Genomic DNA, 16402 nt, shown 5'->3' with positions numbered 1-16402 from the left:
CCTAGTTTATTTTAGAAGAGTTGAATATCCAATTGTTGTAATACCCATTTCGGCACGACAAATCTTGCTGTCATCAATGGATCGACAATTTGACAAATTTCTGTTTGCCCAACCGCACTCATAAGCATTGTCGCTTCACTTATGGACATACTGGATTTTGCAACGATTCGTTCTATCATTTCGGAAGTTGCCAACTTTGCAGCCTCGTCCAATGTTTCCGCAGATACGATTTGTGTAAAGACCTCTTTATTTTCAAGCATCGGATGTTCGAGTGTTTCTCCTTTTACTACTTCTAGCGTAACAGTTGCTGCGCCAGGAACTTCCACGCCTGTTACGCTCACTTCTCCGTCTCCCATCGCTGCATGAAAATCACCTAAACTAAATAGCGCCCCTTCAACGAATACAGGAAAATATAGAGTCGCACCTTCCGCAACCATTTTATTGTCCATGTTACCACCGTGCGCTCCTGGCGTTCCGCAATTAACCCCTTCACCTGCTGGCGCAACGCCTATTACACCAATCATTTTATTGACCGGTATTTCAAGCCCGTTAAACATCACTTTATGATTATGTATAGGCAATATTTTTGACTCCATATTCTCAATACGATGCCCCATGACCCCTAAATCTGGGCCGACGACCATAACACCTTGCTCGCCGATTTCAATCTCTTCAATCTTAACTTTTAACACATCCCCCGGCATCGCACCTTCTACGTAGACTGGCCCTGTTGCAGGGTTGATTTTATTCCAATCGATTGCGGTTACTTCTGTGTCCTGGGATTTAATTTGGTTTTGAAAGCAATCATACGTCTCAATCGTCAACGTAGTCCCTGATTCGACTTTTTTCGTATAAGGATTTTCTTTATTAAACTCATATATAATGCCCTCTTCATAACTTAATGTCTGCACGTTTACCCCCCCTTACTTTCTATCGTGGATTAATAACCAAATATAGCGAGCTTCTTCCACGCTTCCCGGTTCGATATCTTGAAATTTCGGATATGGAATTGGCTTAACACGGAATGTTTGTAAGTGCATCACATGTCCATTCGCTTGTTGCGCGGCGACTAACATCTCTTCCGCATTTAACGATTGCCCTTTTGACCCTTCGTATTCAAGTTTCCAATCTAAATATAAATAGGTCGCATCATTGCTAGACCCTTTCTCATACCGTATCAGAATCTCTGCCGCTTCTTCATATCGCTCTGCGTGAATTAGAGATGCAGCGGCTTCGTATCGGGCCCCTTGATTGTCTACTGGATTCATCTTTAGTAAGTCCATAAATAACGAGGCTGCATCATTAAATTGACCGTTCTCAAATAAATAAATACCGTATGTAAAAGCCGCGCGCATAAAAGGTCGATTCGGGATATTTTGCCAAGGATTCTCGCCTGCTTCAAACGTTCGGCTTGCTTCACGTATCGCTTTTTCATATAAAGCATTTGCTTTTTCACCATCATGCTCAATTTCTGCTTGTAATAAAATCGCATCTGGATTCATAGCATCTATTTCATACGCACGTTTCGCTAATTTTCTACGTTCTTCAACCGTTTCGGCTAAATACGCCTCGTAGGCTAATAATTGCGCACGCCCCCCTGCAACAGTCGGTTTTCTTTCGGGTAACACAACCCCACCTGTTGTCATCGACGTCTCCCATAATGATTTTTCAGATGGACGCGAATCAGTACCTATCGCATAAATCTCTGCAGCGGCTGGTTCATCCCCACTTCGCATCATATCTTCATAAAGCGATGCCAAATCTTCCCGGTAACTTTCCATCCCTGTTTTAGATGCGCCAAACTTCTCTAACAGTGTGGATTCATCTAAGCCAGTTCCCTGCATAACACCAATGTCGATGCCGACTTTTACCAGTGCTGCGAGAAAATCCTCAACTGATGCAACATCTGGTTGTTCATTTAAAAAATAGGCAACGGCGAGCTTGTGCAAAATCTCCCGTGCGTTTGCCGTTTGCCCTAATTCACGGAATACATTTTCCACTGAAGAAAGCGCATTCACCTGTTTCTCTGATAACACTTCTTCCACTAATTCACTCATCGTTGCCATACTTCTTTTAATAAATAACTCATAAATGAATAATGCCTTCTTTTCTACAAACTGCTGTGCCTCTTTCTCGGAATATGTGTTTCGCAGTTCAATTAGCGACTTTTTCGTTTGTTTGCTCCATTTCGCTAAAAATAACATAGAGGATACTGGCGCGATTGCGCTTTGCCCTTTCCTCGGATCTTTGAGGACGACACCAAATAGCAAAGTTCCTATGTCTGCGGGCATTCCGTCATTTCTAGTAACCTTGAATTGCTTGTCACCAAACAGTTCTTCCACATGAAGAAAATGCTGATCAATATGTATGATTTCTCCCAACAATAGTAGCGGCTCATCCCATTCTTTCAATACATTTAAAACTGCTGCACGTTTCACAATGGCTTGTTGCCGCTTTACATAGGAGCGCCAACTTTTATTATTTTTTATAAAGAGGTAATACTCACTAGACGCTTCTTCAATGTGCTCTTTGTCCCAACTATCCGATAAATGGCTAATCCATTCTCTCATAACAACAAGCATTTCTTCTTTATCTTTCCCTTGTGGATAAGTCTCAAAGAAATTTGTTAAAATAAGATCAAGCTCTTCATTAACAATAATATCCATCAAGTTAGTTCCGGACGAATCACAACATCTTTTATACTTTTTTCCACTCCCACAACTACATGGATCATTACGTCCTATCATTTTTTCTGCCTCCATTGGTTGTTATCTGGTGCTCATATTCGATTCATTTATTGCAACAAATGTCAATTACACTCCCTATGTCATTTACCTTTAAATGTTTGATCAACGACATTCACGACGTGCTTGACAGATTCTGCCACCATACTGCCGATTAACCGACTCGCCTCTCCCCAAAAACTTTGATGATTATGCATTAAATCATGAATCGCTTGTTCACACAGTCGTTTTTCATCATCTAACTTCCTTATTTTATTGAGACAAGATTGCTCAATTTTGTCGAGATAATTTATGCGTTCCTCATATAATTGCGGGAAAAAAGACGTGAACGTTTCGGTCGATATTTTTTGTCTTGTCACTTGTGCTTTTTTTAATACTTTGTCGTAATAAGCGATTTGCTCTTCGACAATATACTGCAAATTTAGATATTCTTCGATTTTAATAAGCTCTTTTCTACGTACTTTTTGTGATTTACATAACTTTATCGCCCGTTGAACTTCGTACTGTTTTTTATGTGAACGAGGTTGATAGTCTAATATAGGTTGAGAATTCTCATGTAGCTTCTCTGGATAGGCTGCGTAAAACATATCGTTGAATTGAGTTAGAATTGCCTTCATTTCACGCCTAGCAAGCGGCTCGTAGATTTGTTTCGGATAATAAATCGCTAACTGAAGCTGCCGCTTACGCATTTTCATAAACATCGTCTTTAGATTGAATAAACCGAGCATTCGCTTTCTCACCTCTACACCATTTCGATTCATATACTCTTATTATACCGAATATAGGCCAATTTGCTTGGAATAGCTATATAAAAAACGTCTTCACAATGGGTTTCATTGCAAAGACGTTTTTTGAAGTTTTAACGATTAATTTATTTTGTTGCGCTTGTCCGATTAAGCCACTTATATTTAATAGCCATGCCATAAATAAGCAAGGAAAAACCAAACACTAGCGAGACGAAAATCCAACTTTGTGAATTCAACACAAACAAAGGTGCAAACGTAACTAATAAAATTTCTACCGGCGCAATTGGAATATACGCCAATCCATAATCATCAAGCGTTTTACTTTCAGAATCAGGGTCTACAATTCTTAATAAAGCCATGCCCATTGCGACAGTACCTGTTGTCCAGCCCCAAGTGAAAATTCCTTTTTCAAACCAATACTGTTCAAAAAACCTTTTCGATAGGATTGAGAAAAATAGGTAAGCAAAGAGTAAGCCGAATACAAATAAAATAAGTAGCGGAACAGCATAATCAAGTACCACTGAAATACTAATAGACCCGATTCCAAATGCAACAAGAATGTCTGTTGCACTTCCGCTAATGCGGTCCACCACAGCCGTACTCACATATTTCTCTGTATTAGTTGAATTTAAAATCTTCTTCACGAGAAGGCCTACAAGGAAGGCCAGTGAAAATGCTGGAATGACCACACTCGGGATTAACATCGCACCAAGTTGGCTTAAGTAATATCCGCCCATCGCAATAATCGTAACAATTGCAAAATGAAATACATACGGATCAATAGATATAGAGGATACTGTATCTGTTTCTGACTTAACTCGTGACCCTGGTGGAATCAACCCAGTTCGTAGTTCATTCGGCAAGTCGGAAAAGGAAGCCAGAAATGATGTCTGTCCCTTTGTAGAACCCCGTTTAATAAATAAAATGCCAATCAAGATTGCACTAATAATTCCAACAGTTGCAGAAGTCATTGCCAAAGACGTCGCTTCTTCCCAACCGTTCTGCGCGAATGTTGCACCTATTGCGGCAGCAGTCCCGTGGCCCCCTACAAAACCAGCAGCAAGCAATAAGCCAAATCCATCATGTAGCCCGTCCCAAAATGGATTTAAAAATAACATTGCAAATAATAAACCGCCGCCCCACATGAGAACCATTGCAAGTTGAGAATAGGCCCACATACTTCCCACTCTCGTTTTAATTGCCTTCCAATCAATTCTTGGCGACAGCAGAGGAAGCGTCCCGAAAATGACTGCAATTAAAATTCCGGGATACGTCTTCATTTGGTCGGAAAATGGTAGGAGTCCAAAGCCATTTGGACCGAATGTTAACGCAAGAATCCCAGCAATAATACTCGCCGGCAAAAACATTTTTTGTACAAATTTAACTTTCGCTCGAATAATTGTGCCTACAAGCAAAAGTAATGATATCAAACCGATATCTGTAAATAATACCCAAGGTGAAAAATCCATATATATATCCTCCTTCAATAAAACAGTATTATACTAAAATTGCTTCAAAGCGCTCAAAAACAGTTAATTCTTATTCACAATAGAAAAAAACTTCACTGAAAGTAAACAGGAAGCGTTATCGTGGCCGTTAGTTGATATTTTTTCGGACCCTATCAAGATAACACTTTTAAAGACAGGAGTAAACCCTTTCAAGAAGTCACGCAAAATTCAAAACGGGTCGAGTAATTGTACATCGATATTCTCATTTCTAACTTTGAACTAAAAAAAGCAGTGGAGTAGAATGTTTACCATTCATCCACTGCTTTTATATACTAGTAAAAAAATCATTGCGCATTGTAGTTCACTTCATATATTTGATAATAGAGTTCGATATTGGTTTTCGCGCGCTCAAATCGACGATAGCCATACAAACCAAAATCATCACCTTTTTCTTCTTTAAATACCGTCCATAGGCTCCATAAATAATCTTGGAAAATTTTATGAAGCAAAATCCTCTCTTGCTCTTTTGCTGTTACTTCTCTTTGAAAATAATAACTGTGGAATTTGGCTTCCTCACTCTTCGAGAGCCCTGACTCCAATGCGAATGCTGCCACATCCCACATCGGATCGAACATGCCACCATATTCCCAATCAATTAAATACACCCTACCTTCATCATCGAGTATAAAATTCGAGCAAGCCGGATCAATGTGGCATGGCGTTTCTACAATTAAAAATGCATTAAATTTATATTGTAATTCCTTAATCTGCTCTTTCACTTTTTCAAATCCGCTATAAAAATCTCCATCCGCTCTTAAAGCAAGCGTTTCATAATGCGCCATCATCTCAAATAGCTTAAACTGATTGCCCATCTTTTTAGTTGAGTGATGAAGCTTCTTAAAGATTTCCGCCGCTTTCACCAACATCTCTTCACCTTTAGCAGTATCTTGTGTCAATGTCTGTGCATTTTCAATTTTCCTTGTAATTTTCAACCCACTACTCGCATTAAAATAAACAAGTTCCGGATTAATCCCAAGGTCGGAACCTAACTTTAAATTTTCCTCTTCTTCAACTCTATTAATTAATGCTTTTGTTCCATTTCCAGGAATCCTGACGATATATGGCTCTGAATTTATTTCAACCAAATAATTTAAATTCGTCATTCCTCCAACTCTTCCCAAATTCTTTACAGTTGCCTTTGGTAATTGTAAAGCTTCCCTTACCATACCGGTTAACTTTTCTACTTTCATCTTAACTCCCCCTTCCACCGATTTAAACTAAATAGTGCAAAACAAGGAGCCGAAAACTCGCTCCTTAAAAACACTACATTTAAAACAACTGCATTTAACATACTATTTGGACTTTAGTGGCTGTATGTTTATACGGTTAACATAATTATACATTAATCTAATGGAAAGCGCTTACATTTATGCTTGAATAACTGTTATCTTAAGATATAGCCCTTTATCTAATTTATGCAGATTTTTTTACCTTGTGCAGATACAACATAAATTCTTTCACTTTAACCGATTGAAATTTGTTGTTCCAATGATTGTAACGCAGATAATATACTCAAAGATGTTAAATAACTCGTTTTTGGATTTGCCGGCGATGGGTTGTTTGAAATTGTGATTTCCGTTTGTCCAAATTCACCCTTCGCCTGGATTGTATGAATATTTTTATCGACATTTGGATCGGCTATAATTGTAACGGAGGTCTTTTCAATCCCAATTCCGGCTAGCGACAAAGCGATGGCCACATTGGCATTCTTAGGAAACTTTTCAATCGCATCTCTAGCTGTGCCTTCAAATAAAATCGTTTCATTTGCAATTAATTCGCCTGATAAAGCTTCTGAAGGTTTACGTGAAATAAGGCTTACAGTATGCAGCCCCCCCATAACATTCGCTGCTTTCACAATATCTAATCCACCAATAGCACCCGCTGGTAAATAAACTTTGTTTCCATTCACCTTGGCAATAGACGCTATTTCATCGTATAAATATGTATTCGCTAACGCCCCGATACTAATGAGCAGTAAATCTTTTCGCGCAACAATCTTCGTTGCGTATTCATTTACAAATTGAATGTTCGCACATTCAACCACAACATCAATATCTGAATCTAAAAATGTATCTAAGTCTTGAAAGCTTTCAAACTGATACCGCTCGGCGAGTTCCTGTAATTTTCCTACAGACTTCTCGCGTGCATCGAAAACAGCGCTAACTTTATAATGAGGAAATAATTTCTCTTTATTCATCTTCTCTAATAAAAATTGACCAATTGAACCACAACCGATTAAACCAATCTTCAATTTTCATCACCTCTTAAACTCTTGGAATCCTTCTTAATTAATTTAGTCCGTCCATTTGATTATACCATCCTATTAATTTTTTTAAATGAACCTCGGCCTGAACTCAGGATAGGTCCGAACGGAGGTGCAGCGCAGCCATAAAAAGGCGACCTTTCATCGAAAATGAGGGTCGCCTTAATATTAAGATTAAAGTTAATCTATCAAACGATATGCGCTAACTTTTCCTCGTATGCACGAATTTTATCTTCGTATTGGAATGTCAGTTCAATTTCATCCCAACCATTTAATAGCATCTTTTTATAATACGGATCGATCGAAAACGCATACGTATCGCCATCTTCGGTTATTACTGTTTGTTCTTCTAAATTCACTTCAACAGAATATGCTGCCTCTTGGCCTTTTTCTAGCAGTTGTTCTACTTCTGAAACAGCTAAACGAATTGGAAGGAGGCCATTTTTCATACAGTTATTATAAAAAATATCTGCAAAACTTGGCGCAATGACTACTTTAAATCCATAATCTAAAATAGACCAAGGTGCGTGTTCCCTTGACGAACCACAACCAAAATTTTCGTGCGCAACTAGTATACTTGCTTCTTTATAGCGCTCATCATTTAAAACAAAATCTTTCTTTTCTTTACCTTCCGCATCGAAGCGCCAATGGTAAAATAAATACCGCCCAAATCCAGTCCTTTCAATTCTCTTTAAAAACTCTTTGGAAATAATTTGGTCTGTATCGACATTCGTTCTGTTTAACGGTGCAATAACACTTTTCACTTTATTAATTGGTTCCAATGAAATGCCCTCCCTTCTTAAGCGTGTGCCACGTTTAGTTCTCTGACATCAACAAAGTGTCCTGCAATTGCTGCCGCTGCTGCCATTGCTGGGCTCATGAGGTGTGTTCTTGATCCTGCCCCTTGTCGACCTTCGAAGTTTCGGTTTGACGTTGAGGCACATCTTTCGCCAGCTGGAACGACGTCATCGTTCATTGCTAAACACATACTGCATCCTGATTCGCGCCATTCAAATCCAGCTTCAAGAAATACTTTATCAAGCCCTTCCGCTTCAGCCTGCTTCTTCACAGTACGTGATCCTGGGACGACAATCGCTGTCACTGATTCATGGACTTTTTTACCTTCTACCACTTTTGCAGCTGCACGTAAATCGCTAAGTCGCGCATTTGTACACGAGCCGATAAATACGTGTTGAATGTCAATCGATGTAAGCGGCATGCCTTCTTCTAACCCCATATAGTCAAGCGCTTTTGTTAATGCTTCTTTATCGGATGCTGAAGTATAATCGTCTACTGACGGAACACGATTTGAGATACCAGATCCCATGGATGGGTTCGTTCCCCATGTAACAAATGGTTCGATTTCATTCGCGTCAATTTCCACAACCGTATCGTACGTGGCCCCTTCGTCTGTTGCCAAAGCCAGCCACTCTGCCTTCGCTTTTTCAAATGCTTCACCGGTCGGTACATGTCGACGGCCTTTCAAATACGAAATGGTTGTTTCATCCGGGCTAATTAATCCTGCTTTTGCCCCTGCTTCAATCGACATATTACAAACTGTCATTCTTTCTTCCATTGATAAATTACGAATTGCTTCACCCGTATATTCGATAATATGACCGGTCCCCATATCGATGCCAAACTTGGCGATGATTGCTAAAATAATATCTTTTGCAGTTACACCGAAACCGAGTTCTCCATTTATGCGAACTTCCATTGTTTTAGGACGAGCTTGCCATAATGTTTGTGTAGAAAGCACGTGTTCTACTTCACTCGTACCAATCCCGAATGCAATTGCACCAAATGCACCGTGCGTTGAAGTGTGACTGTCTCCACATACAATCGTTTTACCTGGCTGTGTAAGTCCAAGTTCAGGTCCAATAATATGAACAATTCCTTGGTCAGGATGCTCCATATTGGCAAGTGGAATTCCAAACTCATCACAGTTCTTTTGCAAAGTTGTCACTTGTTTCTTCGCAATAGGATCTGAAATGAATGGTAAATTTCGTGTCGGAACATTATGATCCATTGTTGCAAAACATAAATCTGGGCGACGCACTTTACGGTTAGCCAGTCGTAATCCTTCAAATGCTTGTGGCGACGTTACTTCATGCAAAAGGTGAAGGTCAATATAGAGTAAGTCAGGCTTTCCCTGTTCTTCGTGTACAATATGTTTATTCCAGATTTTTTCAATAATTGTTTTCGGCATTAAACCCTTCTCCTTTTATTTAGATATACGCATGCATAATGTCATTACAAACCGATTGAAGGTCCAGTTCATCTACTACTTTGTCTGTCCACTCGTTTGTAGAAAGGACACGGTCAGCCGGAGATGCTAAGTCTGCTGTATAAAATCCATCTTCAAAAACAGCATTAACTGCTTCTTCTATTGCAGCACACTCTTCCTCTAAGCCAAATGAATATTTTAACATCATCGCAACTGATAAAATCGTTGCAGCTGGATTCGCTTTCCCTTGCCCAGCAATGTCTGGAGCCGTTCCGTGAATCGGTTCATACATGCCAAATCCGTCCGCTCGAATGCTCGCTGATGGCAGAACGCCGAGTGATCCAGTAATGACTGATGCTTCATCACTTAAAATATCACCAAACATATTTTCCGTAACGACCACATCGAATGCACACGGATTTGTGACAAGTTGCATCGCTGCTGAGTCGACTAACATATGTTCAACTTCCACATCTGGGTATCCTTTTTTCTTCTCTTCAACGACTTCTCGCCAAAGTTTACTAGACTGAAGAACGTTTTCCTTGTCGACTGAAGTCACTTTTCCTTTACGTAAACGCGCTAGTTCAAAAGCTTTTTCAACAATACGTTCAATTTCTTTTTTAGTATAAACTAATGTATCGAAGGCAGCTTTTTCTGTTCGTTTACTCGGTTCTCCGAAATAAAGTCCACCTGTTAACTCACGAACAATCATTAAATCTACATCTTTCACAACTTCTTCTTTTAGAGGAGATGCTTTCAGCAAAGATGGTACCGCAATGACAGGTCTTAAATTCGCAAATAAGTCGAAGTGTTTACGAATTGCAAGCAAGCCTTTCTCAGGCCTTAATTCTGCTGGATTCTTATCCCATTTCGGTCCACCGACTGCCCCGAGAAGAATAGCATCACTCTGTTGGCAAAGCTCAATTGTTTCATCCGGTAGTGGCGTTTTATATTTATCAATCGCCTCGCCGCCAATAGAACCATATTCCACATCAAATGTATGTTTAAATCTTCTTCCAATGACTTGAAGCACCTTTACCGCTGCTTCCGTTACTTCCGGTCCAATCCCATCGCCTGGTAATACTGCTATTCTTTTTCTCATAATAAGCACTCCTCCTTAGTTTTGTTGCGTTTCACTTTATCCTATATGCAATATATCACAAATAGTTGGGCATCATTACAAGATTCTGATTATTAAACCCCTTATGAGGGTGATCACTTATTCATTTACGATGTGACAGATGCTTCTTTGACACGTACATCTGCTTTAATTAATTGACGGTTAATTGCATTTAAATAGGCTTTCGCTGATGCTTCAAGTACATCTTGTGCGACGTCTCGACCCGTTGAAACTTGGCCGTTATAACTTAAGTTTACCAGTGCTTCTCCAAGTGCATCGCGCCCTTTTCCAATCGAAGTCACACGATAATCAAGAATATGAACCTTCCCTTGGACAAGTTCTTCTAACGTATTGAAGATCGCCTCTACTGAACCGGAGCCTGTTGCCGCTTTACTAATCGTCTCTCCATTCGGTGCAATTGCGGAAACTGTGGCAGTTGGAATATTCGCCGTTCCGTATTGGACTTGCACATTCGTTAACTCGTAAATAGGTGTATCTCCGCTATCGATTTGTTGATCAGTAAAGAGAACAAATAAATCATCTTCTGTAATTTCTTTCTTCCGGTCTGCAAGCTCTTTAAACGCTACGAAAGCTTCGTTTAGTTTCTCTTCGCTCAAATCAAAGCCCATGGATATCGCACGATCTTTAAACGCATGGCGGCCCGAGTGCTTCCCTAGTGCGAGTGGAACAGCTTTCTCTCCAATTAATTCTGGTGTAATGATTTCGTATGTTTCAGGATTTTTCAACATGCCGTCTTGGTGAATACCAGATTCATGCGCAAAAGCATTTTTTCCAACAATCGCTTTATTTGGCTGAATAACGACGCCTGTTAACTGACTGACGAGCTGGCTCGTTCGTTTAATTTCTTGTAAATTAACATCCGTGTCAAAACCGTAAATGTCTTTTCGAATATGAAGCGCAACAGCAATTTCCTCTAGCGCAACGTTTCCAGCTCTTTCACCTATGCCGTTAATCGTTCCTTCAATTTGGTCCGCGCCATTTTCAATTGCAGCGATTGTATTCGCAGTCGCCATTCCTAAGTCGTTATGACAATGAGCTGATAGTTTCACTTTATCTATACCTGTTACATTTTCTTTTAAGTATTTAAACAATGCACCGTATTCAACCGGTGTTGCGTAACCAACTGTGTCCGGGATATTGATTGTCGTAGCACCTGCAGCAATGACTTTATTGACGATGTGAACGAGGAAGTCGGGATCAGAACGAAATGCATCTTCAGCCGACCATTGTACCAATGGGAATTTCTTACGCGCATATTTAACAGCATCAACTGCAAGTTCGACCACTTCTTCTGGAGATTTTTTAAGTTTATAATTCATATGAATCGGCGATGTCGCTAAGAATATATGAATATGTGGCTGTTCAGCGCCTTTTAGCGCTTCCCAGGATGTATCGATATCTTTTGTCACAGTACGTGCAAGCCCTGTTACTGTTGAGTTTTTCACTGTATTTGCAATACGTTGAACAGCTTCGAAATCTCCGGGGGACGAAGCAGGAAATCCTGCTTCGATAATTGTTGCCCCGAATCTTTCTAGTTGACGTGCGATTTCTAACTTTTCAGCTGTATTTAAGTTAATTCCTGCAGCCTGTTCACCGTCACGTAGCGTCGTATCGAATATGTCAATTTTTCGCACTAGCCACCACTTCTTTCTCTTCTTGTTTTTTCGATGCGTTCACAAACGGCATCATATCACGTAGTTTTTCACCGACTTGTTCGATGCTGTGCTGCTCTTCTTTTTCTGTAATTGCGTTGAAGTTAGGACGTCCTTCTGCGTTTTCTTTAATCCAACCTTTTGCGAATTCACCTGATTGAATTTCCGCAAGTAATTCTTTCATTCTATCTTTCGTACCCGCATCGATAATGCGATCTCCCGCTACATAATCGCCCCACTGTGCTGTATCTGAAATGGAGTAGCGCATTCCGGATAATCCGCCTTCGTACATAAGGTCAACAATTAATTTCAACTCGTGTAGAGTTTCAAAGTATGCGAGTTCAGGCTGGTAACCAGCTTCTACAAGCGTTTCATAACCTGCTTTTACAAGTGCAGTTGTGCCACCGCAAAGTACTGCTTGCTCTCCGAATAGATCTGTTTCTGTTTCTTCTTTGAACGTCGTCTCTAGAACACCCGCACGTGCAGAACCAATGCCTTTTGCGTAAGCAAGTGCAACGTCTTTCGCTTGACCTGATGCGTCTTGATAAACTGCAAAGAGTGCTGGAACACCTGCGCCTGCTTCGTACGTTCTGCGAACTAGATGACCCGGTCCTTTTGGTGCAACTAGGAATACGTCAACGTTTGCAGGTGGTTTAATTTCTCCGAAGTGAACGTTAAAGCCGTGTGCAAACACAAGTGATTTTCCTTCAGTGAGAACTGGCTCGATTTCTTCCTCGTAAACTTTCTTTTGTCTTTCATCTGGCAGGAGAACCATTACAAGATCTGCTTGTTCAGCTGCTTCTTTCACTGTCGCTACTTGTAAACCATCTTCTTTTGCTGCATCGAATGATTTTCCTGGACGAACACCTACGACTACGTCAAATCCTGAGTCCTTTAAGTTTTGTGCATGTGCATGACCTTGTGAACCGTATCCAATGATTGCAACTTTTTTATCTTGTAAAACACCTTCGTTAATATTATCGTTATAGTACATTTTAGCCATTATAAATTCCTCCTAATAGTTTGTTTTTTATATTTGAATTGTTAAATATCCGCTGTTGATTGCCTTTACTGAACCAACAATATATTTTAGTCAATTTCATAATCCAACCTTTTCGCTAAGCTGATACAATATATAGTTGAGTTAAACCGTTCTCCACTATATATTGTATCAGCTTAGCGGTTTTGGGTAATTATGAATTTGACTCATTTGACAAAGTCATTTATTTTAAAATGGATAACTGTGGTATATGTGTTTTTTGTGTTTCCCGAACAAATGCCGTGGCCCCTGTTCGAGTGAGTTCTTTAATGCCATATGGCTTGATTAAATCGATAAATGCTTCAATTTTTTCTGGATTACCGGTTACTTGATACGTAATCACGTTTTTCCCTGTATCGATCACTGTTGCTCGAAATGGTTCAACGATACTATTCATCTCGCTTCGCATATGAGGCGGTGAAACGACCTTGATGAGTGCAAGCTCACGCATCACGATTGCTTTGTCGGTAATGTCATCAACTTTAATGACATCAATTTGTTTTTGTAATTGCTTCACGAGCTGTTCAATTTTCCGCTCATCTTCCACATGAACGATAAATGTCATTTTTGACATCCCGTATTGCTCGGTATGCCCGACTGTAATGCTTTCGATATTGAACTGCCGTTTCATTAGTAGCCCAGTCACGCGGTTAAGTACACCACTTTGATTAATCACTGTTACCGTGATGACTCTTCTCATTCTTCCCTCACCCCAATCATTTCACTTAATCCTTTACCTGGTGCAACCATTGGATAGACGTTTTCAAGTTGCTTAACGCGACAGTCAATGACAACCGGTTCATCAGATAAGAGTGCTTCTTCAAAAATGGCTTCTGCTTCTTCTGCTGAATTAATTCGGTAACCTTTTAAGTCGTATGCTTCGGCTAGCTTTACGAAATCAGGTTGAACAGGAATTAACGACTCTGAATACCTTTCTTCATAAAATGTTTCTTGCCACTGACGGACCATTCCGAGGCTTTCATTATTCAATATTACGACTTTTACAGGTATTCTTAATTCTTGAAGCAAAGAGAGCTCTTGTGCTGTCATTTGGAAACCAGCATCCCCGACGATTGACACGACTCTCGCATTCGGCTTGGCTAGTTGAGCACCAATTGCCGCTGGAAATCCGAAGCCCATCGTACCGAGTCCGCCTGACGTTACCCAATGGTCTGGATTATTTAAAGAATAATATTGTGCAGCCCACATTTGGTGTTGCCCTACATCAGTTGTGACAATCGCGTCTCCCTTTGTAATTCGGTGGATAAGCTGAACAGCTTGTTGCGGCAATAAGCACGAGTCATCTTCTTTGTACCAGAGTGGATATTCTTCGGCTGACTTTTTCAAGTGCGCCACCCATTCCCTAGTATTCGGAGAAGAAACCTCTTGTTTCAACAACTCACTTAAAGCCTCTTTTGCATCTGCAACGATTGGAATTTCCGTTGGGACGTTTTTGCCGATTTCAGCAGGGTCAATATCGATGTGTATCACTTTCGCATTCGGTGCAAATTTCTGTAAATTACCGGTAAGCCTGTCGTCAAATCTTGCGCCGATATTCACGAGTAAATCGCAATCGTTTATTGCCATGTTGGCAGTGTACGTTCCATGCATCCCAGCCATGCCTAGAAATAATTCATGCTCGCCATGAATACTGCCTAATCCAAGCAATGTATTGACAACCGGAATACGGTGTCGTTCAACAAATGTTTTGAATTCTTCCATCGCTTGTGCATGCAGGATTCCTGCTCCGCCAAGAAGTAACGGCTTCTTTGCTTCGGAAATTGCTGAAGCGGCTTTTTGAATTTGTAAAAAGTTTGGCTTTGTTGTTGGCTGATAGCCTGGCAAATTCACCTCTACAGCTTTACTTTCAACATCAACTGGTTCAAATAAATCAGTTGCAATATTTTTAGGAATATCAACGAGTACAGGCCCTCTTCTTCCTGTTGAAGCAATATGAAAGGCCTCTTTAATAATTCTAGGTAAATCATTTATGTCATTTACTTGGTAATTATGCTTTGTGATTGGTTGTGTAATGCCGATAATATCAGCTTCTTGGAAAGCATCCGTTCCAATGACTTCTTGTGCAACTTGACCTGTGAAAACAACGAGTGGTAAAGAGTCCATCATTGCATCTGTTATTCCTGTTACTAAGTTCGTAGCACCTGGTCCAGATGTTGCAATGACCACACCAGGCTTTCCTGAGACACGTGCATACCCTTCAGCTGCATGTATCGCACCTTGTTCATGACGAGCAAGCACATGTGAAATTGGATTTTTATATAACGCATCATAAATTGGTAGAACTGCACCGCCAGGGTAACCAAAAATGATTTCTACTTCTTGATCCTTTAAAGCTTGAATGAGTACTGCAGACCCATCATTCAATTGCTTTAATTCATCATTTTTCATTGGCTTTTCTGTAAAAACTTCCACTGCTTGACCTCCAGTATTCATTGCAAAACTCCTCCTGACGTATTTTTTCAAAAACAAAAAGCCTCTTCATCCCACACAAAGAAACATCGTTCTTCATATAGGGATGAAAAAGCTTTCATGGTACCACCCTGTTTCGTGGCAATAAGCCACCTCACGAATAGACAAGTCTATTCATTCATAACGAGCGTAGCTAGATACGCCCGGAATGACCTAATTGGTTTCCCGTTTAGTCACTCACTCCGAGGGGATGTCGCAAATAGTTGCACTGCCGGCTTCCACCAATACCGGCTCTCTGTAAATACAAGACTCTATTTACTTTTTCCTCATCAACGATTTTATTTTTTATTTTAAAGGAATGCGGTTTTCTTATCGCTCCTTCAATTTCATTTCGAATGATTTCAATCACCAACTCGATTGGATTGATGCTATCTTACCGCGTATTTTTTAATCCGTCAACTGATTTTTTAAAATTAACTGCTAATTTAGAATAATACACCAAGGTGTATCCGCTTTCATTATCATCATATCAACGAAACCTATCTGTCACATTTTTTTCACAAATATTATTCTTTATCTCAAATCATCAGAATCCATATCCTATTCTGAATTAGTGGTATGCCAGGAGATTTGCTATGGTCGCTTTCTCGGG

At 40.1% G+C, this 16402-nt stretch carries 13 protein-coding genes and 1 other annotated feature; all 13 genes read right to left on the bottom strand.

Going from position 1 to position 16402, the window contains the following annotated elements; genetic code table 11:
* Nucleotides 1-11: 11 nt before the first annotated feature.
* The gene (locus tag AB1H92_RS01530; RefSeq protein ID WP_115359843.1) at nt 12-911 is read right to left on the bottom strand and encodes an acetamidase/formamidase family protein; all 900 of its coding nucleotides are present in this window, start codon (nt 909-911) and stop codon (nt 12-14) included.
* A gap of 12 nt (nt 912-923) precedes the next feature.
* Nucleotides 924-2747, bottom strand: coding sequence for an SEC-C metal-binding domain-containing protein (locus tag AB1H92_RS01525; protein ID WP_166739562.1), 1824 nt, complete (start codon nt 2745-2747; stop codon nt 924-926).
* An 80-nt stretch (nt 2748-2827) separates the two neighbouring features.
* Complete coding sequence (locus AB1H92_RS01520) at nt 2828-3472, bottom strand: hypothetical protein (protein ID WP_115359841.1); 645 nt, start codon at nt 3470-3472, stop codon at nt 2828-2830.
* 143 nt (nt 3473-3615) lie between these two features.
* On the bottom strand, nt 3616-4959 hold the full coding sequence (locus AB1H92_RS01515) for a sodium/glutamate symporter (RefSeq protein ID WP_115359840.1): 1344 nt from the start codon (nt 4957-4959) through the stop codon (nt 3616-3618).
* Between the two features lie 323 nt (nt 4960-5282).
* The gene (locus AB1H92_RS01510; RefSeq protein ID WP_115359839.1) at nt 5283-6188 is read right to left on the bottom strand and encodes a choline/ethanolamine kinase family protein; all 906 of its coding nucleotides are present in this window, start codon (nt 6186-6188) and stop codon (nt 5283-5285) included.
* A gap of 272 nt (nt 6189-6460) precedes the next feature.
* Nucleotides 6461-7249, bottom strand: a complete 789-nt coding sequence (gene nadX, locus AB1H92_RS01505; RefSeq protein ID WP_115359838.1) for an aspartate dehydrogenase — start codon at nt 7247-7249, stop codon at nt 6461-6463.
* A 200-nt stretch (nt 7250-7449) separates the two neighbouring features.
* Entirely contained in the window at nt 7450-8043 is a 594-nt protein-coding gene (leuD, locus tag AB1H92_RS01500; RefSeq protein WP_115359837.1) for a 3-isopropylmalate dehydratase small subunit, read from the bottom strand.
* A gap of 17 nt (nt 8044-8060) precedes the next feature.
* On the bottom strand, nt 8061-9470 hold the full coding sequence (leuC, locus tag AB1H92_RS01495; RefSeq protein WP_115359836.1) for a 3-isopropylmalate dehydratase large subunit: 1410 nt from the start codon (nt 9468-9470) through the stop codon (nt 8061-8063).
* A 19-nt stretch (nt 9471-9489) separates the two neighbouring features.
* Nucleotides 9490-10590 carry a 3-isopropylmalate dehydrogenase gene (gene leuB / locus AB1H92_RS01490; protein WP_115359835.1) on the bottom strand — a complete coding sequence of 367 codons (1101 nt, stop codon included), beginning with the start codon at nt 10588-10590 and terminating at the stop codon, nt 9490-9492.
* Nucleotides 10591-10715: 125 nt separating this feature from the next.
* Nucleotides 10716-12263 carry a 2-isopropylmalate synthase gene (locus AB1H92_RS01485; protein ID WP_115359834.1) on the bottom strand — a complete coding sequence of 516 codons (1548 nt, stop codon included), beginning with the start codon at nt 12261-12263 and terminating at the stop codon, nt 10716-10718.
* Entirely contained in the window at nt 12250-13284 is a 1035-nt protein-coding gene (gene ilvC / locus AB1H92_RS01480) for a ketol-acid reductoisomerase (RefSeq protein ID WP_115359833.1), read from the bottom strand. The genes AB1H92_RS01485 and ilvC overlap by 14 nt, the downstream gene beginning before the upstream one ends.
* 220 nt (nt 13285-13504) lie before the next feature.
* Complete coding sequence (gene ilvN, locus AB1H92_RS01475; protein ID WP_115359832.1) at nt 13505-14020, bottom strand: acetolactate synthase small subunit; 516 nt, start codon at nt 14018-14020, stop codon at nt 13505-13507.
* A complete protein-coding gene (gene ilvB / locus AB1H92_RS01470; protein ID WP_115363997.1) occupies nt 14017-15729 on the bottom strand; it encodes an acetolactate synthase large subunit in 1713 nt (570 codons plus the stop codon). The genes ilvN and ilvB overlap by 4 nt, the downstream gene beginning before the upstream one ends.
* A gap of 120 nt (nt 15730-15849) precedes the next feature.
* Nucleotides 15850-16092, bottom strand: a binding site (T-box leader).
* Nucleotides 16093-16402 lie beyond the last annotated feature (310 nt).

It is taken from the genome of Sporosarcina pasteurii (genome assembly GCF_041295575.1).
Taxonomy (GTDB): Bacteria; Bacillota; Bacilli; order Bacillales_A; family Planococcaceae; genus Sporosarcina; species Sporosarcina pasteurii.
Note: the sequence above shows the minus strand (reverse complement) of the source record. Positions and strands in the feature narration are given on the sequence as shown.

Coding starts and splice junctions, on each gene's coding strand:
- leuB (WP_115359835.1), bottom strand. CDS start 10,590: ATGAGAAAAAGAATAGCAGTATTACCAGGCGATGGGATTGGACCGGAA.
- AB1H92_RS01520 (WP_115359841.1), bottom strand. CDS start 3,472: ATGCTCGGTTTATTCAATCTAAAGACGATGTTTATGAAAATGCGTAAG.
- AB1H92_RS01515 (WP_115359840.1), bottom strand. CDS start 4,959: ATGGATTTTTCACCTTGGGTATTATTTACAGATATCGGTTTGATATCA.
- leuC (WP_115359836.1), bottom strand. CDS start 9,470: ATGCCGAAAACAATTATTGAAAAAATCTGGAATAAACATATTGTACAC.
- AB1H92_RS01525 (WP_166739562.1), bottom strand. CDS start 2,747: ATGATAGGACGTAATGATCCATGTAGTTGTGGGAGTGGAAAAAAGTAT.
- ilvC (WP_115359833.1), bottom strand. CDS start 13,284: ATGGCTAAAATGTACTATAACGATAATATTAACGAAGGTGTTTTACAA.
- AB1H92_RS01510 (WP_115359839.1), bottom strand. CDS start 6,188: ATGAAAGTAGAAAAGTTAACCGGTATGGTAAGGGAAGCTTTACAATTA.
- ilvN (WP_115359832.1), bottom strand. CDS start 14,020: ATGAGAAGAGTCATCACGGTAACAGTGATTAATCAAAGTGGTGTACTT.
- ilvB (WP_115363997.1), bottom strand. CDS start 15,729: ATGAAAAATGATGAATTAAAGCAATTGAATGATGGGTCTGCAGTACTC.